This is a genomic window from Staphylococcus caeli (assembly GCF_900097965.1).
Lineage (GTDB): Bacteria > Bacillota > Bacilli > Staphylococcales > Staphylococcaceae > Staphylococcus > Staphylococcus caeli.
The window spans coordinates 46,992-71,139 of the sequence record NZ_FMPG01000007.1 but is presented as its reverse complement, the minus strand read 5'-3'; the positions used below and the strand labels follow the sequence as shown (position 1 = coordinate 71,139).

The 24,148-nt window shown below is 32.9% G+C and carries 20 protein-coding genes and 2 pseudogenes; 21 read left to right on the top strand and 1 reads right to left on the bottom strand.

Annotation, left to right across the window (positions count from 1 at the left end; genetic code table 11):
* Positions 1-252 precede the first annotated feature (252 nt).
* Both BJS11_RS13930 and BJS11_RS08680 read left to right on the top strand, forming a co-directional pair.
* Positions 253-453: a hypothetical protein gene (locus BJS11_RS13930; protein WP_245167122.1), complete on the top strand. Its 201-nt coding sequence runs from the start codon at positions 253-255 to the stop codon at positions 451-453.
* On the top strand, positions 450-1,250 hold the full coding sequence (locus BJS11_RS08680; RefSeq protein WP_245167120.1) for a hypothetical protein: 801 nt from the start codon (positions 450-452) through the stop codon (positions 1,248-1,250). Before BJS11_RS13930 ends, BJS11_RS08680 begins: the two co-directional genes overlap by 4 nt.
* Before the next feature lie 134 nt (positions 1,251-1,384).
* On the opposite strand, the gene BJS11_RS08675 is transcribed toward BJS11_RS08680, so the two are convergent.
* Positions 1,385-2,257, bottom strand: a complete 873-nt coding sequence (locus BJS11_RS08675; protein WP_069995778.1) for an HTH domain-containing protein — start codon at positions 2,255-2,257, stop codon at positions 1,385-1,387.
* Positions 2,258-2,663: 406 nt separating this feature from the next.
* Here BJS11_RS08675 and rbfA point away from each other — a divergent pair, with 406 nt between their 5' ends.
* The 19 genes and pseudogenes from rbfA (at position 2,664) to rny (ending at position 23,773) form a co-directional block, all read left to right on the top strand.
* On the top strand, positions 2,664-3,008 hold the full coding sequence (gene rbfA / locus BJS11_RS08670; protein WP_069995779.1) for a 30S ribosome-binding factor RbfA: 345 nt from the start codon (positions 2,664-2,666) through the stop codon (positions 3,006-3,008).
* Between the two features lie 228 nt (positions 3,009-3,236).
* On the top strand, positions 3,237-4,154 hold the full coding sequence (truB, locus tag BJS11_RS08665) for a tRNA pseudouridine(55) synthase TruB (protein WP_069995780.1): 918 nt from the start codon (positions 3,237-3,239) through the stop codon (positions 4,152-4,154).
* A 13-nt stretch (positions 4,155-4,167) separates the two neighbouring features.
* Positions 4,168-5,139 carry a bifunctional riboflavin kinase/FAD synthetase gene (locus BJS11_RS08660; RefSeq protein ID WP_069995781.1) on the top strand — a complete coding sequence of 324 codons (972 nt, stop codon included), beginning with the start codon at positions 4,168-4,170 and terminating at the stop codon, positions 5,137-5,139.
* A 103-nt stretch (positions 5,140-5,242) separates the two neighbouring features.
* Entirely contained in the window at positions 5,243-5,512 is a 270-nt protein-coding gene (gene rpsO, locus BJS11_RS08655; protein WP_002483448.1) for a 30S ribosomal protein S15, read from the top strand.
* A 269-nt stretch (positions 5,513-5,781) separates the two neighbouring features.
* Positions 5,782-7,875, top strand: a complete 2,094-nt coding sequence (gene pnp, locus BJS11_RS08650; RefSeq protein WP_069995782.1) for a polyribonucleotide nucleotidyltransferase — start codon at positions 5,782-5,784, stop codon at positions 7,873-7,875.
* A 326-nt stretch (positions 7,876-8,201) separates the two neighbouring features.
* Complete coding sequence (rnjB, locus tag BJS11_RS08645; protein ID WP_069995783.1) at positions 8,202-9,875, top strand: ribonuclease J2; 1,674 nt, start codon at positions 8,202-8,204, stop codon at positions 9,873-9,875.
* A gap of 310 nt (positions 9,876-10,185) precedes the next feature.
* A pseudogene (locus BJS11_RS14170) lies at positions 10,186-10,864 on the top strand (cell division protein FtsK); the annotation flags it as partial.
* Positions 10,865-11,196: 332 nt separating this feature from the next.
* A pseudogene (locus BJS11_RS14165) lies at positions 11,197-12,651 on the top strand (DNA translocase FtsK); the annotation flags it as partial.
* A 2-nt stretch (positions 12,652-12,653) separates the two neighbouring features.
* Complete coding sequence (locus BJS11_RS08635; RefSeq protein WP_070014081.1) at positions 12,654-13,367, top strand: GntR family transcriptional regulator; 714 nt, start codon at positions 12,654-12,656, stop codon at positions 13,365-13,367.
* Positions 13,368-13,377: 10 nt separating this feature from the next.
* Positions 13,378-14,667: an EF-P 5-aminopentanol modification-associated protein YfmF gene (gene yfmF / locus BJS11_RS08630; protein WP_069995786.1), complete on the top strand. Its 1,290-nt coding sequence runs from the start codon at positions 13,378-13,380 to the stop codon at positions 14,665-14,667.
* Positions 14,667-15,959, top strand: a complete 1,293-nt coding sequence (gene yfmH / locus BJS11_RS08625) for an EF-P 5-aminopentanol modification-associated protein YfmH (protein WP_069995787.1) — start codon at positions 14,667-14,669, stop codon at positions 15,957-15,959. The genes yfmF and yfmH overlap by 1 nt, the downstream gene beginning before the upstream one ends.
* Position 15,960: 1 nt before the next feature.
* A complete protein-coding gene (gene ymfI / locus BJS11_RS08620) occupies positions 15,961-16,665 on the top strand; it encodes an elongation factor P 5-aminopentanone reductase (protein ID WP_069995788.1) in 705 nt (234 codons plus the stop codon).
* 188 nt (positions 16,666-16,853) lie between these two features.
* The gene (locus BJS11_RS08615) at positions 16,854-17,684 is read left to right on the top strand and encodes a DUF3388 domain-containing protein (protein ID WP_069995789.1); all 831 of its coding nucleotides are present in this window, start codon (positions 16,854-16,856) and stop codon (positions 17,682-17,684) included.
* Positions 17,685-17,715: 31 nt separating this feature from the next.
* Positions 17,716-18,108 carry a helix-turn-helix domain-containing protein gene (locus tag BJS11_RS08610; protein ID WP_081333110.1) on the top strand — a complete coding sequence of 131 codons (393 nt, stop codon included), beginning with the start codon at positions 17,716-17,718 and terminating at the stop codon, positions 18,106-18,108.
* Between the two features lie 48 nt (positions 18,109-18,156).
* Positions 18,157-18,735: a CDP-diacylglycerol--glycerol-3-phosphate 3-phosphatidyltransferase gene (pgsA, locus tag BJS11_RS08605; RefSeq protein WP_069995790.1), complete on the top strand. Its 579-nt coding sequence runs from the start codon at positions 18,157-18,159 to the stop codon at positions 18,733-18,735.
* 483 nt (positions 18,736-19,218) lie between these two features.
* Entirely contained in the window at positions 19,219-19,380 is a 162-nt protein-coding gene (locus tag BJS11_RS14160; RefSeq protein WP_081333112.1) for a transposase, read from the top strand.
* A gap of 146 nt (positions 19,381-19,526) precedes the next feature.
* Positions 19,527-20,669: a CinA family nicotinamide mononucleotide deamidase-related protein gene (locus BJS11_RS08600; RefSeq protein WP_069995791.1), complete on the top strand. Its 1,143-nt coding sequence runs from the start codon at positions 19,527-19,529 to the stop codon at positions 20,667-20,669.
* Between the two features lie 173 nt (positions 20,670-20,842).
* A complete protein-coding gene (gene recA, locus BJS11_RS08595; RefSeq protein WP_069995792.1) occupies positions 20,843-21,889 on the top strand; it encodes a recombinase RecA in 1,047 nt (348 codons plus the stop codon).
* A gap of 324 nt (positions 21,890-22,213) precedes the next feature.
* Positions 22,214-23,773, top strand: coding sequence for a ribonuclease Y (rny, locus tag BJS11_RS08590; RefSeq protein WP_069995793.1), 1,560 nt, complete (start codon positions 22,214-22,216; stop codon positions 23,771-23,773).
* Positions 23,774-24,148 lie beyond the last annotated feature (375 nt).

Sequence of the window (24,148 nt, the reverse complement as noted above, 5' to 3'; positions counted from 1 at the left end):
TACGCAAAAATATACGTTAAGTAGTGGTGGTCTAATTTAATTGCGCAATTTGAATTAATAGTATTTCTCAAAAATTTTCAAGTTGAAAACATAAGTTATGTATATTTTATTATATAATTTTATATAAATATAATATTTTTTTATAGCCTTAAATTTGATTTAAAAATTATCGTAAATTTACTCTTTGAGATATTGGTGGACAGTGATTGTCTATGTGCTAAATTAAAATGAAATTAAGTAGGGGGCGTATAAATGATGGGTGAATATTTAAAAGAGATAAATGAATTTTGGCAGCAATACTTAAATCAATATAACTCTATTTATGATGAAACAACATTAAAAACAATGGTTGAAAATAATGATACAACTGCGTTTCTACATCCAAAAGATTTAGAATATATTGAAACACATTTTGGTGAAAATTTTAAAGAAATACCACGTTTTAAAAAATGATCGATTTTGCTAATGGTAAAGTTAGAGTTAATAAAAACAGACAAAAAATCACATTTGAAAATGCAGACATTAACCCTGCAATTGCAAGACCTTATTTTGGTAACCCTGAAATTGCAGATATTGTTATTTTAAAGAAACAGCCAGAAAATGATTTTAAAACATATGGTGATGAATTGCCTGAAACAGATGCGATTGAATTTAGGAAGAGAATACTCTTAGACATTCAAGGTAAACTTACTTTTGAAGGGGAAAAACGATTTCTACCATACATTGATCGACACAGATGGTTTGTAAAATATCTATATAGTAACGCTTCTACACTAAGACATTTTAATATAGATCCGAACCGTTTAATGGTAATAAACTTTTTTCCTTATCAAACAGGTCATTCTGCAGGTATTCCTAGAGATTTTCTGTCATTTAAATATAACTTGCCATCCCAATGTATGAACTTTGAATTACTGATTAAAATGTTAAAAGATGATAAAGAACGTATTTATATTGTTAGTGAAGAAGAATTGTATATCTCCATTTTCAAAAATTTTGCGGAAAATGAAATTTGTGAATACTTAATTGACCAATTGTTTGTACTTTCCTCTAAACAAAATAGACATTTAACGATGTGTAATGTCTTGAGTTATAAAGAGCATCGTAGACGATTGAAAAAGAAATTAGAATTATCTAAAACTGAGTATTATAAATGGAACCAAGCACAAAAAATAGCACGTGAAAATGGTGACTCAGATTTTCATAGGAAAATGAATGATATGCGTTATGAGATATCGCACCAAAATTAATCGTTAAAAGCTGAGGTAATGACAACAACTATTTTGTCTCTACCTCAGCTTTTTTGATAATTTATAGATATAAACAGCTGTTTTGCAAATACGATTAGCAATGTGATGAGAATGATTGCCTATGTGATAGTATTTTAAACATTATATTTATCAAAAAGAGACTTGATTTTATGTTTAAAACTTTCAACATATTTTTCGGGATATAATAATGTTATATCGACTGGATATTCATATGCTAATTGCATAGTTTCTTGCTTGGAGATAATCATTTTAACCTTATAACCAGTCTTAGTTTTTTGTGTATCAAGTATAATAAATTGACGTTTGATTTCTGACCAAAATTGTTCTGTTACTAACATAACGACATATTGAATTTCATTAAATACAGTTCTATCAAAAACTGTAGTCAATTGTTCAATATCAGAAATTGATGATAATTCAAGAGTGAGAATTTTATTTTTTTGTAAGTAAGTAAACCAATATTTATTTGCGAAATATCTTGTATATAGTGGGATAACATTTGTGTCAGCGTGGTTTTCATATTTAATTAAAATTTCGTTACTATTTTCAATAGCTAATTGAATTTTATATATTAGGCTAGATTCATTTAACTCTTTATGAACCTTAAACTGGCTTAGAAGTTTATTTGATAATAATTTTTCAGCTAAATTTGAATTTGCATTTAAACCTCTTATAAGATTATAAGTATCCTCATGAATCATCGGTGTGAAATTTTTCATACGAAATATTAAGTTTAACAGTCTATTATTTTTAAATTTATATCTATCTATTTTTAAACGATGTCGTTCAATTGAGGTATCATAAATAATTTTACCATCTAGACCACGCCATTCATGATCTTCGTAAATAAAATTATTTATATCACTAATATCTCGTTGAATCGATCGCGCATTAACATTAAGTTGTTGTGCAAGAATATCTTTGCTTAAGGTTTTTCCATTTAAAAGTCTTGTGTAAATGTATAAAAGGCGTTCTGGTTTTTCCAATAACTTACGCTCCTAAATTTTAAATATGACATGCAATTTTTGGATCGTACTACAGTATAACATTTTAATATAATATATGTATAACTTATTAGAAAGATTTAAATACAAAATAAAAATGCAATTTAAAATCAGTAAATATTTTCACCTAGGCATGGTTTTTAAACATTTAGGCAATTTAAAAGTAATTTTATAACTTATTTTTTGAAATTTTGTTTCAAGATTAGGACAGCTAGGAAATATAAGTGTGCTTAAGTGTTAGAATTATTGAGAAGTGTTAATGAATTGCTAATTTTTATAAAGTAATCAATAAACGTAACAATATATGTTTGACGATAGGAAATAAACTGTCATATAATCTTTTAGTAAGGATTAAAGTCGAAAAATTAAATATGCGAGGTGAAAGAATATGAATATGAGAGCAGAACGTGTAGGCGAACAAATGAAGCAAGAAATCATGGACATCGCTAACAATAAAGTAAAAGATCCAAGAATCGGATTTTTAACTATTACAGATGTACAATTAACAAATGACTTATCAATTGCAACAGTTTATTTAACTGTTTTAGGTAATGATAAAGAAAAAGCAGATACTTTTAAAGGGTTAGAAAAAGCTAAAGGCTTTATAAAATCTGAACTAGGTTCAAGAATGAGATTACGTATTATTCCAGAACTAAACTTCGAATATGATGAGTCAATTGATTATGGTAATAAAATTGAACGTATGATTCAGGATTTGCATAAGAAAGACTAATTGTTTGTGGGCTAAGAAAGTACACAATGTCTTGTTAGTAGTTAGGTATTAAGTAGCGTAAACAATGAGAGATTGTTAACTTGTTGTTGATATTGTGAGGAGTGGAATATGAAATCAAATTATAAGATTTGGTTTCTGTGCCGCTCCTTTTTACATAATTTCATATTTGTCATTGCTTTGTCATATGATTAAAAGGTGAAAAATAGAACAGTTGAAGGTGAACGTGAAATGTATAATGGTATATTGCCCGTTTATAAAGAACGTGGATTAACGAGTCATGATGTAGTATTTAAATTGAGAAAAATTTTAAAAACTAAAAAAGTTGGTCATACCGGTACTTTAGACCCAGAAGTGTCTGGCGTACTCCCTATTTGTATTGGCGATGCAACTAAAGTAAGTGATTATATCATGAACATGGGTAAAGTTTATGAAGCTACAGTTAGCTTAGGAACTACTACGACGACTGAAGACCAAACAGGTGATGTAATAGAACGTTTGACTATTGGTGAAAACACTATTACCAAAGCGCAAATTGATCATGTGTTAACACAGTTTCAAGGTGTAATCACACAAATTCCACCGATGTATTCTTCAGTGAAAGTTAACGGTAAAAAATTATACGAGTATGCAAGGAATAATCAAGTTGTTGAACGACCGAAAAGGCAAGTAAAGATTAAGCAGATTTCTCGTACTTCTGATTTACGTTTTGAGCATAACAATTGTGAATTTGACATGATTGTTTCTTGTGGCAAAGGAACATATATTAGAACGTTAGCAACAGATATTGGAAAAGCATTGGGTTTACCTGCACATATGTCTAAGCTAACACGCACGCAGAGTGGTGGCTTTGATTTGGATGCAAGTTTGACTTTAGAAGACATAAAAATGTTGCATGAGCAAGACACGTTACAAGAAAAATTGTTTCCTATAGAATATGGTTTGAAAGGTTTAAAGAAAATCACCATAACTGATGACATGGTTAAAGGGAAAATATTGAACGGTCAGAAGTTTAATAAAGCTCAGTTCGAGCAAAACATTGAAGAAATCGTTATAATGGTAGATGATGCAACACAAAAAGTGTTAGCAATCTATGAACCACATCCCGAAAAAAATCATGAAATTAAACCTAAAAAGGTATTTAACTAAAGGAGTCTTACGCATGAAAGTAATAGAAATAGCGCACCCAATTCAACCAGAACAATATATTACGGAAGATGTAGCCATGGCATTTGGATTTTTTGATGGTATGCATAAAGGTCATGCGAAGGTATTTGAAACTTTAGAACAAAAAGCCAAGGATACAAATCTTAAGAAAGCAGTCATGACGTTTGACCCGCATCCTTCCGTGGTACTCAATCCTAAACTAAAACGTACAGATTATTTAACGCCAATTCAAGATAAAGTAGAAATTTTGGAATCTTATGGCATTGATTATTGTATTATCATTAATTTCTCTTCGAAGTTTGCTAATGTAACAGCAGAAGAATTTATTCAAGAGTATATTATCAAAAATCGCGTGAAAGAAGTCATTGCAGGATTTGACTTTACTTTTGGTAAATTTGGCAAAGGAAATATGATGATACTTGATGAAATGACTGACTTTAATACAACTGTTGTTAGTAAACAAGAGATAGAATCAGAAAAAATTTCTACTACAGACATTAGAAAATCACTAAAAATTGGTGATTTGCAAAAAGCTAATGAGGAATTAGGCTACCGTTATCGTATTAAAGGTACAGTTGTTCAAGGCGAGAAGCGCGGTAGAACTATAGGTTTTCCTACTGCAAATGTGCAACCAAATGGAGACTATGTGTTACCTAAAAAAGGTGTTTATGCCGTAAGCATGGAAATAGGTGCAAATAAAGAAATTTATCGTGGTGTTGCTAATGTAGGTGTCAAACCGACTTTTCATGACCCAACTAAAGCGCAAATTGTGATTGAAGTAAATTTGTTTGATTTTAGTGAAAATATTTATGGTGAACGTGTAACTGTATTTTGGCATCATTACTTGAGACCAGAAATTAAATTTGATGGGATAGACCCTTTAGTTGAACAAATGATTAAAGATAAAGAAAAAGCGAAATACCTATTATCTATTGATTTTGGTGACGAAGTATCATATAATATTTAAGTAGAATGTGTAATGCACATTTTAGCACCTTTACCTTGGCAGTTCGAGACTCCGACGATTTGCTCGGATAAAGGCGAATAAAATTTAAAGGAGGAAATTGACAATGGCAATTTCACAAGAACGTAAAAATGAACTAATTAAAGAATATCGTACACACGAAGCGGACACTGGATCTCCAGAAGTTCAAATCGCTGTTTTAACTGCAGAAATCACTGCATTAAACGAACACTTACGTGAGCACAAGAAAGATCACCATTCACGTCGTGGATTATTAAAAATGGTAGGCCGTCGTAGACACTTACTTAACTACTTACGTGATAAAGATGTTCAACGTTACCGTGAATTAATTAAATCATTAGGTATCCGTCGTTAATTTTTAAGACGTATATAGATGAGGCTGAGGCATATTACATGTCTCAGCCTTAACTATTATTATGAATAACACAAACACTTAATTAAGTATCTGTTCAATTAATATCATTTTGTCGGAGTGGACAATGAAGTCTTATTGATTTATAGATTTCTTCCCACTTCTTTTTATAAATTTAGACAAGTCAATTTTTAAAAAGTAATATACTAATATAAAAATATTCTAAGAAATGATATGATAGTACTTATTAGATATATGAGAGGAGATTCGAAATGTCTCAAGAAAAAAAGGTTTTTAAAACGGAATGGGCAAACCGTTCACTAACGATTGAAACGGGCCAGCTTGCTAAACAAGCAAATGGTGCAGTATTAGTTCGTTATGGTGATACAGTCGTATTATCTACTGCGGTTGCATCAAAAGAACCACGCGACGGTGACTTTTTCCCATTGATGGTTAATTATGAAGAAAAAATGTATGCAGCAGGTAAAATTCCTGGTGGATTTAAAAAACGTGAAGGGCGTCCAAGCGATGAAGCAACATTAACAGCACGTTTAATTGACAGACCTATCCGTCCATTATTCCCTAAAGGTTATAAATATGATGTACAAATAATGAATACAGTTTTAAGTGCAGATCCTGATTGTTCGCCAGAAATGGCAGCGATGATCGGTTCATCAATGGCTTTGAGTGTGTCTGATATACCATTCCAAGGACCTATCGCAGGTGTAAATGTTGGATATGTAGATGGCGAATATGTAATTAATCCAACTGTCGCTCAAAAAGAAGTATCACGTCTTGACCTAGAGGTTGCAGGTCACAAAGATGCAGTGAACATGGTTGAAGCAGGTGCGAGCGAAATAACTGAGACTGAGATGCTAGATGCAATTTTCTTTGGTCATAGTGAAATTCAACGTTTAGTAAACTTCCAACAAGAAATTGTTGATTATATTAAACCTGTGAAAAAAGAGTTTATTCCAGTTGAAAAAGATGAAACGCTTGAAGCGAGAGTCAAGCAATTGACTGAAGAACATGGTTTAAAAAATGCTGTCTTAACTTTTGATAAGCAACAACGTGATATTAATTTAGATGCTTTGAAAGAAAAAGTTGCTGCTGAATTTATCGATGAGGAAGATGCAGATAACGAAACACTTATTAAAGAAGTGAATGGCATTCTAAATGATTTGGTCAAAGAAGAAGTTAGACGACTTATTGCTGAAGAAAAAATTAGACCAGATGGGCGTAAAACTGATGAAATTCGTCCACTTGAATCTGAAGTGGGTATTCTTCCAAGAGTTCATGGTTCTGGTTTATTCACGCGTGGACAGACACAAGCGCTGTCAGTATTAACATTAGGTTCGATGAGCGAATATCAAATACTTGATGGTTTAGCTGAAGAAGAGCAAAAACGTTTCATGCATCATTATAACTTCCCTAATTATTCAGTAGGTGAAACTGGTCCTGTTCGTTCTCCAGGACGTCGTGAAATTGGACATGGGGCACTTGGTGAACGCGCACTTAGTTATATCATTCCAGATTTAAAAGACTTCCCATATACTGTAAGAATTGTCAGTGAAGTATTAGAATCAAATGGTTCTTCATCCCAAGCTTCAATTTGTGGGTCTACTTTAGCATTAATGGATGCAGGTGTGCCAATTAAAGCACCCGTTGCAGGTATTGCTATGGGCCTTGTTACACGTGATGATAGCTATACGATATTAACTGATATCCAAGGTATGGAAGATGCGCTTGGCGATATGGATTTCAAAGTTGCAGGTACATCAGAAGGTATTACTGCAATTCAAATGGATATTAAAATTGATGGACTGACAAAAGAAATTATCAAAGAAGCGCTAGAGCAAGCACGTGAAGGTAGACTTGCTATTTTAGATCACATGTTACAAACAATCGATACACCTCGTAGCGAGTTAAGTGCCTTTGCACCTAAAGTAGTTACAATGACGATTAAACCTGAAAAAATTAGAGATGTCATTGGACCTGGTGGTAAGAAGATCAATGAAATTATTGATGAAACAGGTGTTAAATTAGATATTGAACAAGATGGTACAATCTTTATTGGTGCTGTTGACAAAGATGCCATTGCACGTGCACGTTCAATCATTGAAGATCTCACTAGAGAAGCTGAAGTAGGACAAGTTTATGAAGGAAAAGTTAAACGTATTGAAAAATATGGTGCGTTTGTAGAATTATTCCCTGGTAAAGATGCACTTGTTCATATTTCTCAAATTGCTAATGAACGTATTGAAAAAGTAGAAGATGTGTTAAAAGTGGGCGACACATTTAAAATCAAAGTGACTGAAATTGATAAACAAGGTCGCGTTAATGCGTCACATAAAGCATTGCTATAGTTTAGCGCTAATAATTAATTTATAGTGATTTATATATGAAGAGACTAGCTAAATGAATGCTTGCAATCAGCAAATGCATGAAATAAGTGCATTTGTTGATATGCGTGTATTTCAGAATAACTAGTTTCTTTTTTTACATATGAAAATACGATGAAAATATATGTCCTAATGAATATAATTGAATCACTATGAAATATGAGTTTATACATAAAAACGCTTCTAAAGGTTATATCACATTACTTTAATAGTGTACATAAAGCCTATTTTAACTTATAATAAATTATGAGTTTATATATGGACGGGGAAATTTAATAGGAGGTAACATTTTGAGTTTAATAAAGAAAAAAAATAAAAATATTCGCATCATACCACTCGGCGGAGTAGGAGAAATTGCGAAAAATATGTATATCGTTGAAGTAGACGATGAAATGTTCATGCTAGATGCTGGCTTGATGTTTCCTGAAGATGAAATGCTTGGGGTAGATATTGTAATTCCAGATATCCAATATGTCATTGAAAACAAAGAAAAATTAAAAGGTATCTTTTTAACACATGGTCATGAACACGCGATTGGTGCAGTTACGTATGTATTAGAACAAGTGGATGCACCAGTTTATGGTTCTAAATTAACAATTGCGTTAATTAAAGAAAATATGAAAGCACGTAATGTGAATAAAAAAGTGAGATATTATACAGTTAATAATGAATCTGTTATGCGATTCAAAGGTGTTAATATCACATTCTTTAACACGACACATAGTATTCCAGATAGCTTAGGTGTTTGTATTCATACTTCTTACGGTGCAATTGTTTACACAGGTGAATTCAAATTCGATCAAAGCTTACATGGTCATTATGCACCAGATTTGAAGAAAATGACTGAAATTGGCGAAGAAGGCGTGTTTGCATTAATCAGTGATTCTACTGAGGCTGAAAAACCAGGCTATAATACACCGGAAAATGTGATTGAATCACATATGTATGATGCATTTACAAAAGTTAAAGGCAGATTGATTGTATCTTGCTATGCATCGAATTTTATACGTATTCAGCAAGTTTTAAATTTAGCACAAAGATTGAACCGTAAAGTGTCATTCTTAGGACGTTCATTAGAAAGTTCGTTTAATATTGCTAGAAAAATGGGGTATTTTGATATTTCAAAAGATTTGTTAATTCCAATTAATGAAGTTGAAAATTATCCTAAAAATGAAGTGATTATTATTGCAACAGGTATGCAAGGCGAACCTGTAGAGGCATTGAATCAAATGGCTCAACAGAAACACAAAATAATGAATATTGAACCAGGAGATTCAGTATTTTTAGCCATTACAGCTTCTGCGAATATGGAAGTTATTGTTGGCAATACGTTAAATGAACTCGTACGTGCTGGTGCAGAAATTATTCCAAACAGCAAAAAAATTCATGCTTCAAGCCATGGTTGTATGGAAGAGTTGAAGATGATGATTAATATCATGAAACCAGAATACTTTATTCCTGTAAATGGTGAATTTAAAATGCAGATTGCACATGCTAAATTAGCAAATGAATCAGGCGTACAACCTGAAAAAATCTTTTTAGTAGAAAAAGGCGATGTTGTTAACTACGACGGCGAAGAAATGATTTTAAATGAAAAAGTCAATTCTGGAAATATACTTATCGACGGTATCGGTGTAGGAGACGTAGGAAATATCGTCCTTAGAGATCGTCATTTGTTAGCTGAAGATGGTATTTTCATTGCTGTAGTGACACTTGATCCTAAAAATAGAAGGATTGCTGCAGGACCGGAAATACAATCAAGAGGTTTCGTATATGTGAGAGAAAGTGAAGCATTATTAAACGAAGCCGAAGAAAAAGTACGTGAAATCGTAGAATTAGGATTACAAGAAAAACGTATTGAATGGTCAGAAATCAAACAAAGTATGCGTGATCAAATAAGTAAATTGTTATTTGAGAATACGAAACGTCGTCCAATGATCATTCCAGTTATATCAGAAATATAATTATTTCTGTACTAAACAAAGAGGTTAAGACAAACGCTAAGGTTAATTATATTTAAAAGTTGATTACATTAACATGTTGTACATGTTGAACGAGAGATGTAACCTTTAAATTCACTGAGAGCGGTAATTGTCTTACCTCTTTTGTGTTATTATGTATGAGTTATAATTGTTAGTTTATATATAATATTTGTATATCATTATGCTAAATTATAATTGACTTAATAGTACAATCCAATTCTAACTAAAGGGAATTGAATCATATGTACATGAGATAAATCGAGAAAACAGAGTCGAGAAGAAGGTGTAAAGATTGGCACAGGCAAAAAAGAGAACAACTACTAAACGGAAGCCTACCACTACAAGAAAGAAAACAACGAATAAAAAGAAACAACAAGGCGATAGCCCACTAAGGTATATCATAGCAATTGCTGTATTTATACTTGTTGTATTAGGTGCTTTTCAATTGGGTATTGTAGGCACAATGATTGATAGTTTCTTTAACTATTTATTTGGTTCAAGCAGATTTTTAACATATATCCTCATTTTAATTGGTACCGTTTTTATTACATATTACAAGGCATTACCGAAGACTAGACGTACGCTAGGAGCATTTGTATTACAAATTTCACTATTATTAGTAACACAAATCGTATTTTATTTTACAAATAAGGTACAAGCACAACGTGAACCGGTGTTGTCTTTTGTTTATAGATCATATGAACATACGCATTTTCCTAATTTTGGTGGTGGATTAATAGGACATTACTTACTAGCCTTATTCATCCCACTCATTTCAATCGTGGGTATCATTATTGTGACTATCTTACTGATTGCATCAAGTGTTATTTTATTGTTAAAGCAAAAACATCGTGATGTTTCTAAATTATTTTTTGAAAAGCTAAAAATAAAAAGCCAAGATGCTTCAGCAAATTATAAAGAGAAGAGACAACAAAACAAAGTCAAGAAAGATGCCAAGGCACGCGTGAAAGCAGAGAAAAAAGCTGAAAAAGCACAGCATTTAGAAGCAACTAGTGCAAATGCTAGTGATGATACATTAAAAGATGTTAGTGATTTACAAGAGGTTTCTAACCCTAATACTGAGATGCAGTCATCAATTCCAATTTATGGTCATAGTGACAATGAAGAAGATGCAGCACAAACGAACACTTCTCCAAAAAGTAAACGTTCAAATCGTAAACGTATGTTTGATCATGAGGATACCGCTGATCGCAATACTGCACAACAAATGTCAGATGCCGATTTAACGTCTTTAGATCAAGCCATGGATAATAATCAAGATGAAAATTCCGCACAAGGAGAAGCGGTAAATTCAATTTCAGAAGCAGGTGAAGTTGAAAATGAAGCGTACACTGTACCACCGTTGTCATTATTAAACCAACCGGCTAAACAAAAGGCAACGTCCAAAGCTGAAGTTCAGAAGAAGGGACAACTTTTAGAGACAACGCTTAAAAATTTCGGAGTGGATGCAAGAGTAACGCAAATTAAAATTGGACCTGCAGTTACACAATATGAAATACAGCCTGCACAAGGTGTTAAAGTAAGTAAGATAGTAAACTTGCATAATGATATTGCTTTAGCGCTAGCAGCGAAAGATATAAGAATAGAAGCGCCAATTCCCGGGCGTTCAGCAGTTGGAATTGAAGTTCCGAATGATAAAATTTCACTAGTATCGTTGAAAGAAGTATTAGATGAAAAATTCCCAGCTAAAAACAAGTTGGAAGTAGGTTTGGGGAGAGATATTTCAGGTGATCCAATAACGGTAGAATTAAATAAAATGCCGCATTTATTAGTAGCTGGCTCGACAGGTAGCGGTAAGTCTGTTTGTATTAATGGTATTATTACAAGTATATTGTTGAATGCAAAGCCACACGAAGTAAAACTTATGTTAATAGACCCGAAAATGGTAGAATTGAACGTATATAATGGCATTCCGCACTTACTTATTCCAGTGGTAACGAATCCTCACAAAGCATCGCAAGCCTTGGAGAAAGTTGTTGCTGAGATGGAACGCCGTTACGATTTATTCCAACATTCTTCAACGAGAAATATTGAAGGATATAATGAAGCAATTAGACGTCAAAATATGGAACTAGAAGAAAAACAATCAGAATTGCCTTATATTGTTGTTATTGTAGATGAATTAGCTGATTTAATGATGGTGGCAGGTAAAGAAGTTGAAAATGCAATTCAACGTATTACACAGATGGCACGTGCTGCGGGTATTCACTTGATAATTGCAACACAAAGACCTTCTGTAGACGTTATTACTGGATTAATTAAAAACAATATCCCTAGTAGAATTGCGTTCGCGGTAAGTTCACAAATTGATTCTAGAACAATAATTGATAGTAGTGGTGCTGATAAATTGTTAGGAAAAGGTGATATGCTTTACGTAGCAAATGGCGGTTCTACGAGAACACGAGTGCAAGGGGCATTTTTAAGTGATCAAGAAGTGCAAGATGTAGTTAATTATGTCGTTGAACAGCAAAAGGCAAATTATGTAAAAGAAATGGAACCAGATGCTCCCGTTGAAAAATCAGAAATGAAGAGTGAAGATGCGTTATATGATGAAGCATATTTATTTGTCCTTGAACAACAAAAGGCAAGTACGTCATTATTACAAAGACAGTTTAGAATTGGCTATAATCGTGCATCACGTTTAATGGATGATTTAGAACGTAACCAAGTAATTGGACCACAAAAAGGTAGTAAACCTAGACAAATATTAGTGGATTTAGATAGTGATGAGGTGTAAAAATGGAACTGACTTCTGTTTATAAAGTAAAAGAGTGGATGATTCAACAGATTAAAGCAGGTATATTACAACACGGAGAACCACTGCCTAGCAATTTAGCTATTGCGAGAACATTAAATGTCAAAACAGACGATGTCTATGACGCAGTAGATGAATTAATTACGGAACAAGTCCTATCGAATAATTTAGAAGAAGGTGCAAGTGTTAAATCACTGCATCCATTCTACTATCCTTTAGGTGAGGTTGTTAGTATTAGTAAAATGATAGAGGATCAAGGTTATAAGGCAGGTACGGAATATATTAGTTTTGATGAAAAACCAGCTACGTCATTAGACGCTATGCGATTAAATATTGCAGATAAAGCCTATGTGACAATCATTGAACGTGTGCGTACAGCTGATAACAATCCAGTTGTCTACTGCTTAGATAAATTACCTACTGAATCTTTAACTTGCGCAGAATATCAAAATAGTGATGAATCATTATTAGATGCAATAGAAGCATATACTAATAAAAAGGTTGCTTTTGCTGATACAGAAATGGAAGCAATTAGTTATGAGCCCCATATTTCGAATGTACTTGGGGCTTCGCCACATGAAGGGTTAATGCTTTTGAAATTAGTACACTATGATAAAGATAACCAACCAGTACTTTATTCTTTTAATTATTTCAAAAGTAGTTTAGTAAAATTTAAAACGGTTAAAAACAGATTATAATAATAATTTTATGGAAGTGAGGCATGATATTTTGAAAACTGAGCATTTACAAGATGATATACATATTAATGTATTACCAACTACAAAATTTAAAACAACAACAATTACATTGAAATTCATGGCACCATTGGATAGTGAAACAACAACTGCTCGTTCAATATTAAGTAAATTGTTGGTACGTGCTACGAAACAGTGGCCAACAGATAAAGCTTTTAATAGACATCTTTCTCATTTGTATGGGGCATATGTCAATAGCTTTGTAACTAAATTCAAAGATAAGCATGTAATAACAATTTCATTAGAACTTGTGAATGAGCGATATTTAAAAGATCAAACTCCGTTATTTGAAAAAGGGTTGAACTTACTAAAAGAAATAATTTGGAATCCGCTTATTACAGATGGCCGTTTTGATGAAATATTTGTTGCCCAAGAAAAATCTTTGCTAACTAAAAAGTTAGAAGCGATGGTCGATAATAAATCGCAAATTTCATTTTTAAATTTACTTAAAAATATGTTTGGTGAACAACCTTATCGACACTTAGCTACGGGTCAAGTTGAATACATACCTAGCATTACACCAGAAACTTTATATCATACATATCAATCTATGTTACAAAATGACTATTGTGCTGTATATGTAGTAGGAAATGTGGATGAAGCACAAGTAAAACAGCAGTTGCAAAGTTATTTTAATATCAACCCGTTTCAGTTTGCATTAACACAAACTGCTAAACCTTTACCAAAAACGCAAATGCCACTTGAAATTATTGAAGAAGATGTTGTAGATCAAGCTAAATTAAATATGGGCTTTAGACTACCGGCACAATATGGTGATGCAGAATACTTTGCGATGGTAGTATTTAATGTCATGTTTGGCGGAGATCCATCTTCGGTGTTATTTAATGAAGTACGAGAAAAACAAAGTTTAGCATATTCTATCCATTCTCAGATTGATGCTAAAAATGGTTATATGTTTGTACTTAGTGGCGTCTCAGCAGATAAATATAAAATTGCCAGAGATACTATAATTGCCGAATTTGAAAAATTTCAAAAAGGACAGTTTGAGGAAGAGAAATTAGCGTTAGCTAAAAAAGTAATATTATCACAAAGACAAGAATCACATGACAGACCTAAGAGTATTATTGAAATTTTAAATAATAATATTTTATTGGACACACCCATGAGTGAAGAAGCATATTTATCTGGTATACAGCATGTGACTAAAGAAGATGTTCAACAATTGGCACAGAAAGTTATATTAGATACAATTTATATTTTGACAAAAGGAGGTAATGATTAATGCGAGAAACATATTATGAGCAAATAGATGAACGTGTTTTCGAAACAGAATTAAATAATGGTCTCAAATTATTCATTATTCCCAAAAAAGGCTTCCAAAAAACGTTTGTAACGTATACTACAAAGTTTGGCTCGTTAGATAATAAATTCAAGCCGTATGGTAGCGATACGTTTGTTACAGTACCTGATGGTGTTGCTCATTTTTTAGAGCATAAATTGTTTGAGAATGACGATACTGGAGAAGATTTGTTTACAGCATTTGCCGAAGATAATGCACAGGTCAATGCTTTTACTAGCTTTGATCGTACAAGTTATCTTTTTAGTGCGACAGATCATGTAGAACGCAATATTATACGTCTGTTAACTATGGTAGAGTCACCTTACTTTACACAAGAAACAGTAGATAAAGAAAAAGGTATTATTGCTGAAGAAATTAAAATGTATCAAGAACAACCGGGTTATAAATTAATGTTTAACACATTGAAAGCCATGTATGATACACATCCGATACGTGTAGACATTGCTGGTAGTGTGGAAAGTATTTATGAAATTACGAAAGACGATTTATATTTATGCTATGAAACATTTTATCATCCGTCAAATATGGTTCTTTTTGTAGTTGGAGACGTCGATGTGGCCCATATTTACGATGTAATTGCTACACATGAGGCACAACGTGATAAAGAAGCACAACCGCAAATTGTTAGAGATCCACTTGTTGAAAAAGAAACAGTTAATGAAGCGAAAGTTTCTGAAACAATGAAGCTTCAATCACCAAGACTTATGCTAGGATTTAAAAATAAACCGTTAACTGATGAGCCAAATGCAACTTTCGTAAAACGCGACTTAGAAATGACACTTTTTTATGAAATGTTATTTGGAGAAGAAACAGATTTTTATCAATCATTACTAAATGAAGACCTGATTGACGAGACATTTGGATACCAATTTGTGTTAGAGCCGACATACAGTTTCTCTGTAATTACAAGTGCGACACAATATCCTGATAAATTAAAAGAAGTACTTTTATCTGAAATCGAAAAATATCAAGGCAATTTAACTGATGTTGAAGCATTTGATTTATTGAAAAAACAATTTATTGGTGAATTTATATCAGGTTTGAATTCTCCAGAATACATTGCCAATCAATATACGAAACTTTATTTTGAAGGTGTAAGTTTATTTGACCTGTTAGATATTGTAGAAAGTATTACATTAGAAAGTGTCAATGAAACATCAAGAGCATGTTTGAATTTAGCACAAGTTGTCGATAGTCGCTTGGAGATGAAATAGCATGAAAGCATTAGTAGTGGGTGGTTCAGGTACAATCGGCTCAGCAATAGTAGATCGTTTGCTAACTGATGGTTATGAAGTGATTGTACATTATCATAGTGCCGATATAGATGCTTTGCAACAACGTTATCGTGAACAACCAGTTCAATTCATACAGATTGATTTAACACAAGATGTACATTTAGAAGCACAGTTACAATTCATTAAGCATCTCGATTGTCTAGTTTATGCGTCAGGTACTGCATTATATGGTCAATTGCAAGATATGTCTGATTCCATGATAGATACGTGTTATCAAATACATGTGAGACAATTAATTAGAATTTGTCGATATTTTACGGACCAATTAAGACAAAGCAATGCTGGGCGCATAGTCGTCATTTCATCAATCTGGGGGGAAACAGGTGCGAGCATGGAGTCGGTTTACTCTGCGATGAAGGGAGCACAAATCGCCTTTGTTAAAGCACTAAGTCAAGAGTTAGCAATGACATCAGTTACCGTTAATGCGATTACACCGGGTTTTGTAAAAGGTAACATGGCGAATGTGTGGAGTGATGATGAACTGTTTGAAATAAAGTCATCTTTACCACAGCAAAGAATGATTGATCCGGTTGAAATTGCACATACTTGTAGTTATTTGTGTCATCCCTTAGCAAAAAGCATCACGGGTACTATTCAAAAAGTAAATGGTGCTTGGTATTTATAAAATTTTAAATAATATTAAGAAAATAAACCAACTCCGAAACATTCAATGATATAATATGTGTACAATATTTTAACATTTTATGTGACAAATCCAACACATAATAATTAAGCAAAGCGTTATTTAAATGCTTTTAGGCATATGATTTAGGTCTATAGCATGCGTTCTTTAAACAAAGGGGTGTTTATTTCATGGCAGTGGCTACAAAAAAAGAATGGTATTTAGAATATGAGATAACAATGAACCGTGCAGGTCTTTTAGGTGACATATCAAGTTTGCTAGGTATGATGGGCATCAGTATTGTTACGATTAATGGTATAGATGAAGGTCGAAGAGGACTTTTAATCAAATCAGATAGTCTTGATAAAGTACATCGTTTTGAAAATATCGTTACAGAAATAGATGATATTTCAATTACGAAACTGAGACAGCCAGAATTACGTGATCGTTTAGCCGTTAGACATGGCCGATACATAGAGCAAGATGCTGATGATAAGAAGACTTTCCGTTTTGAAAGAGATGATTTAGGTTTACTCGTTGATTTTATGGCGGAATTATTTAAGGAAAAAGGGCATAAACTTATAGGAATTAGAGGTATGCCTAGAGTAGGCAAGACAGAGTCTATAGTAGCCGGTAGTGTTTGTGCACATAAGCGATGGTTGTTTATTAGTTCTACCTTAATCAAACAAACAGTTCGAAGTTCTTTAATTAAAGGAGAATATGATTCAGACCATGTTTACATTATTGATGGGGCTGTGACTGCAAGAGAATCTAATCAAAAGCACCAAGAATTAGTTAAAGAAGTGATGAGCTTGCCTGCAATTAAAGTTGTGGAACATCCAGACCTTTTTGTAGAAACGAGTGACTATGAAATGAGTGATTTTGATTATATTATTGAACTACGAGAAAATAAAAATCAAGAGATTCAATATGAAGAAATGAAGAAACAAACCGTTAAAAGTAAGAATAATCTAGATTTTGGTAATGATACATTTGGTGGCGGTTTTGGATTTTTTGAATAAATGATGAATGATAAGTGAGGAGGACTAACCCTTGAATTTAGTTGGTCAAACGTTAAAAGGACGACGAGAACGTATAGGAATGACGCTCACTGAATTAGAGTCGCGAACACAAATTAAACGTCAAACATTAACAATAATAGAAAATAATGATTTTGAATCATTAAATAATGTAAATTATGCTGAAGGTTTTATCAGAAAATATGCACAAGCTGTCAACATTGATTCCGTGCAATTGATTGACGCTCATAGAGATGAAATTCCAAATAATGACAAATCCATGCAAGAAATAATTAACGCTTTCTCACAAGAAGATAAACCTACGTATCGTACTAAGAATAAAGAGCCTTTACAGCTAGCAGTTGTTGTAAGCTTAGCAGTCGTTATTTCAGCATTATTATGGTTTTTTTCAGTATTGATTTTTTAGAATATTAATTATTAATATATTAGATATAAATAGAAAAGAGGACTTTTTATGAATTTACCGAATTGGATAACTGTATTCAGAGTTATACTAATTCCAATATTTCTTCTATTTGCACTTGTAGATTTTGGTTTTGGTAATATTTCATTTCTAGGTGGGAATGAAATTAGAATAGAATTACTTATTAGTGGAATTGTTTTTATTGTTGCATCATTAAGTGACTTTGTGGATGGCTATTTAGCACGAAAATGGAATCTTGTAACGAATATGGGTAAATTCTTAGACCCATTAGCAGATAAATTACTCGTTTCTAGTGCTTTAATTGCATTGGTTCAAGTTGATTTAACGAATTCCATAGTTGCAATTATTATTATCGCACGTGAATTTGCAGTGACAGGTTTACGTCTTTTACAAATAGAACAAGGCTTTGTAAGTGCTGCAGGTCAATTAGGTAAAATTAAAACTGCAGTTACAATGGTAGCAATTGTCTGGATTTTACTTGGTGACCCATTAGCGACTTGGATTGGTTTCCAATTAGGCCAAGTATTATTATATATTGGCGTATTATTTACTATCTTATCTGGAATAGAATATTTCTATAAAGGGCGCGACGTTTTTAAAGCAAAATAATAATATCTTAAGGAGCATGTGTTCATGCTTATCAGACTGTCGACAAAGTCTCTGACTTTGTTGACAGTCTTTTTATGCACGCTTTCCGCGGGCACTGCCTTAACCTGTAGTCTTCGGCTAGTGCTATTCCCGCAGGAGTCGGCATAAATTACTGACAATATTACACCATCAATATTATAATTTATGTAAATTAAATATTGATGGTGTTTATTATGCTAAATAAATCAATTGATAAATGGAGAGGGACAGAAATCCATTTCTCTAATAAAGATTTCGTAGTCCCACCCAGGCAAGGATGACTAGGGTTGAAATGTTTACCTGAGCTGAAGCTCATGCATAAGTTTCACTAACTTAATAAATTAAAGCAATGAGACTTTATATTTTCAATTCAGTCATCTTTGAATTAGTCCTTAATAATCATTTATTACGTAAAGTCGATGTGATATTAGATTTAAACTTTGTATATGAACTTGTCGAAGACATATTCTGTCTAATGGTAGACCATTTATAGACATTGTTATTTTAGTAAAGATATTACTCATACGAAGATTATTTGGTATTAAATCAATGAGGCAAATAATTAAAGAAATAGAAACAAGTGTAGCAGAACTCATGCTTCTTTTTTTATTTAATTTAAATAAGTGATATTGCAGTTTGAAAAGTTGAAAGTTAATTTTTCGTCTTTTGTAGTTTCTCATTTTATAATAAGGGGAAATAGACATATATTGTTAATAAATGCATACCTATTTAATTTGTGAAAAAGGATGCATTCGATACTAGGAGGATGTTTTGTGAATATCTCTATTATTGCAGTAGGTTCAGAATTATTATTAGGTCAAATCGCAAATACCAATGGCCAATATTTATCCAAACTATTTAATGAAGCGGGACACAATGTTGTAGAACATACAGTTATTGGTGATAATCCAGAACGCTTAGAGAACGTCCTTAAACATGCAATCTCTAAATACGATTCAGTGATACTAACTGGTGGTTTAGGTCCAACAAAAGATGATTTGACGAAACATACAGTAGCTAAATTATTAGGCAGGGAATTAGTCATTGATCAGCATGCGTTAGACTATATTGAACAATATTTTAAAGAGCAAGGCACAGAAATGACACCAAATAACCGTCAACAAGCACTTGTGATTTCACAATCACATGTACTGGAAAATAAGCATGGTATGGCACCAGGTATGTTAGTTGAACAAGATGGCAAGCACATTGCATTGTTGCCAGGGCCACCTAAAGAAATGAAACCTATGGCTAAGGAAGCACTACTGCCATACTTTTTAAATGGAGAACGTACCATATTCTCCGAGTCACTACGTTTTGCAGGCATTGGAGAATCAAAAGTCGAAACAGAATTATTAGATTTAATTGATAACCAATCAAACCCAACGATTGCCCCATTGGCGGGTACCCATGAGGTAAATGTGAGATTAACAGCGAACGCAGAGACAGAACAAGCTTGTAAAGCACTGATAGGACCCATTAAAGCACAAATTTTACAACGTATTGGCCAATTTTACTATGGCTCAGATGATACATCTTTAGAACAAGCAGTCATGGAAAACGTAAACCAATCGATAGCATTATATGACGGAGTAACAGAAGGCATAGTGTTTTCTAGAATGAAAGACTTTGATACAGATAATGCGCTTAAAGGTATGTTGTCTCATAATGAGCAATTTGTATCAACGCATGATACGATTGAAGCACAACTTTCTATTACGGCTAATATTATTAAAGATTTGTTTAAAACAGATATTGGAATATCAATTTTACATGAAAATGATTCAGTTTATTTAGGTATTTTAAAGCATAAGCAATTAACCATCCAGTCATTCAAAATGCCCCAAAGAAGAAATTTAATTAAATACAGAACACCAAATTATGTACTAATGAGATTACTGAATTGGCTAAAATAGATACGAACATCCTTCAAAAATTTATAATTTTAGTACATGTGTTCTATTTTTGTTTGTTCTATTTTTAAGTTTAGCGAACAAATATTCGCAAAATGCTTGCGGAAATATTCGAATCACGGTATAGTATGTATAAGATATTTTTCAGAGATAAAACTCATTTAGGAGGTCCAGCATTGGATAACGATCGTCAGAAAGCTTTAGATACGGTAATTAAAAATATGGAGAAATCATTTGGTAAAGGTGCAGTTATGAAATTAGGCGATAATAAAGGTCGTCGTGTATCAAGTGTATCAAGTGGTTCAGTAACTTTAGATAATGCATTAGGTGTAGGTGGTTACCCTAAAGGTAGAATTATTGAAATTTATGGTCCTGAAAGTTCAGGGAAAACAACCGTCGCACTTCACGCAATCGCGGAAGTTCAAAAAAATGGTGGCGTAGCAGCATTTATTGATGCTGAGCACGCACTTGATCCTGTTTATGCAGAAGCATTAGGTGTAGATATACAGAATCTTTATTTATCACAACCAGACCATGGTGAGCAAGGTTTAGAAATTGCAGAAGCATTTGTTAGAAGTGGTGCTGTAGATATCGTGGTAGTTGACTCAGTTGCTGCTTTAACACCTAAAGCTGAAATTGAAGGTGAAATGGGAGATACGCATGTCGGTTTACAAGCACGTTTGATGTCACAAGCACTTAGAAAATTATCTGGTGCAATTTCAAAATCAAATACGACAGCAATATTCATTAACCAAATTCGTGAAAAAGTAGGGGTTATGTTTGGTAACCCAGAAGTGACGCCAGGTGGACGTGCCTTAAAATTCTATAGTTCAGTCCGTTTAGAAGTACGTCGTGCTGAGCAATTGAAACAAGGTCAAGAAATTGTAGGTAACAGAACGAAAATCAAAGTCGTAAAAAACAAAGTAGCGCCGCCATTTAGAATTGCAGAAGTTGATATTATGTACGGTAAAGGTATCTCTAAAGAAGGAGAATTAATAGACCTTGGTGCTGAACATGAAATTGTTGATAAGTCCGGTGCTTGGTACTCTTATAACGGCGAGCGTATGGGACAAGGTAAAGAAAACGTTAAATCTTACCTGAAAGAAAATCCAGCCATCAAAAATGAAATCGATCAGAAATTACGTGAGAAACTAGGTATTTTTGATGGTGATATTGAAGAAAATGAAGCTGAGCAACCAACAACATTATTTGACGAAGAATAATCGGAAGTAACTTTATAGAGATAAATTATAAAATAAGTGTGCATTATAAAAAATGTGCACTTATTTTTGTTTTTACATAAGAATTCTAAAATATTATATGAAAAGTTTTTTCATTCTAAAAATGTTGATAATTAAGCATTAACAATAGCTAAAGTGTATTTAGTGTGAAAGAGTTGTTTCAAATATTGAATTAATGTATATGGAAACCTTGACACCACTTAGTTTAAAACCGTACAATTACATTGTATGATTCTTATATAACTTCATATAATCATATTGAATTTGATATACAGAGCAAAATCCTAGATAAAAGGGGGTGTTTGTGTGAATTTATTAAGCCTCCTACTCATTTTGCTAGGTATTATTCTCGGAGTTGTTGTAGGGTATCTAATTGCCCGAAATTTGTTGCATCAAAAGCAAATACAAGCAAGACAAACTGCTAAAGATATTATCGAACAAGGTAATAAAGAAGCAGAGAATATTAAGAAGGAAAAGCTCCTAGAAGCAAAAGAAGAAAACCAAATCATCAAAGAACAAAGTGAAAATGAACTTCGTGAAAGACGTGGTGAACTTCAAAGACAGGAAGCGAGACTTCTACAAAAAGAAGAAAACTTAGAGCGAAAATCTGATCTGTTAGACAAAAAAGATGAGATTTTAGAGCAAAAAGAGTCTAAACTTGAAGAACGACAACAACAAGTAGATGCAAAAGAGAGTAGTGTTCAAACGTTAATAAATAAGCATGAACAAGAATTAGAACGCATCTCTGGTCTTACTCAAGAAGAAGCTGCTCAAGAGCAACTTCAAAGAGTTGAAGATGAATTGTCACAAGATATTGCAATACTTGTTAAGGAAAAAGAGAAAGAAGCAAAAGAAGCAGTCGATAAAAATGCAAAAGAGTTATTAGCAACTACTGTTCAAAGGTTAGCGGCAGAACATACTTCTGAATCAACAGTATCCGTTGTTAATTTACCGAATGACGAAATGAAAGGTCGAATCATTGGTAGAGAAGGAAGAAATATCAGAACGTTAGAAACGTTAACTGGTATCGACTTAATTATAGATGATACGCCAGAAGCAGTTATACTTTCTGGTTTTGACCCGATTAGACGTGAAATTGCAAGAACTGCATTAGTAAATCTTGTTTCGGATGGTAGAATCCATCCTGGACGTATAGAAGATATGGTAGATAAAGCTCGTAAAGAAGTAGACGACATTATTCGTGATGCTGGTGAACAAGCTACATTTGAAATAAATGTGCATAACATGCATCCAGATTTAGTGAAAATCTTAGGTCGTTTAAAATATCGTACTAGTTATGGGCAAAATGTATTAAAACATTCCATTGAAGTTGCGCACTTAAGTGGTATGTTAGCAGCAGAATTAGGGGAAGATATAACCTTAGCTAAACGTGCTGGCTTACTTCATGACGTTGGTAAAGCCATTGACCATGAAGTTGAAGGTAGCCATGTTGAAATTGGTGTTGAACTAGCTAAAAAATACGCTGAAAATGATACTGTAATAAATGCCATTCATTCTCATCATGGTGACGTTGAACCAACTTCAATTATTTCCATACTCGTAGCAGCAGCAGATGCATTATCCGCTGCAAGACCTGGTGCGCGTAAAGAGACTTTAGAAAATTATATTAGAAGATTGGAAAGATTAGAAACGTTATCCGAAGGTTATGAAGGTGTTGAAAAAGCATTTGCCATTCAAGCTGGTAGAGAAATACGAGTAATTGTATCTCCAGAAACTATCGACGACTTAAAATCACATCGCTTAGCAAGAGATATTAAACGCCAAATTGAAGATGAACTTCAATATCCTGGCCATATAAAAGTGACAGTTGTTCGTGAGACTAGAGCAATTGAATATGCAAAATAAAAATGAATTATTAAACATTTAATATTGAATTTTCAACAAACTAAGCTAAATATCGCTTAGTTTGTTTTTTTATATATGAAAAGTAGAAAACTTAAAAGTTCTCGGATATGAGTTTTATTATTGGGTAAGGTATTGGAATTATTACTGGGGCCTGATAAAAAAATAAGTACATCAAAAATCGATTTGTTTCTAAAAATTTTCGTTGTCCGACTCAGAAAAATGTATAAGGTGAGTTGTATACAAAGATAAAGTTTTACATTTGAAGGAATGCATTCAGTTAAATACAAATTTTACAAAAATAGAGGTTGGAACATGAAAATGCCCCAACCTCTAGTAAGTCTTATATAATATAATTATACTTGCTTATTAACTGTT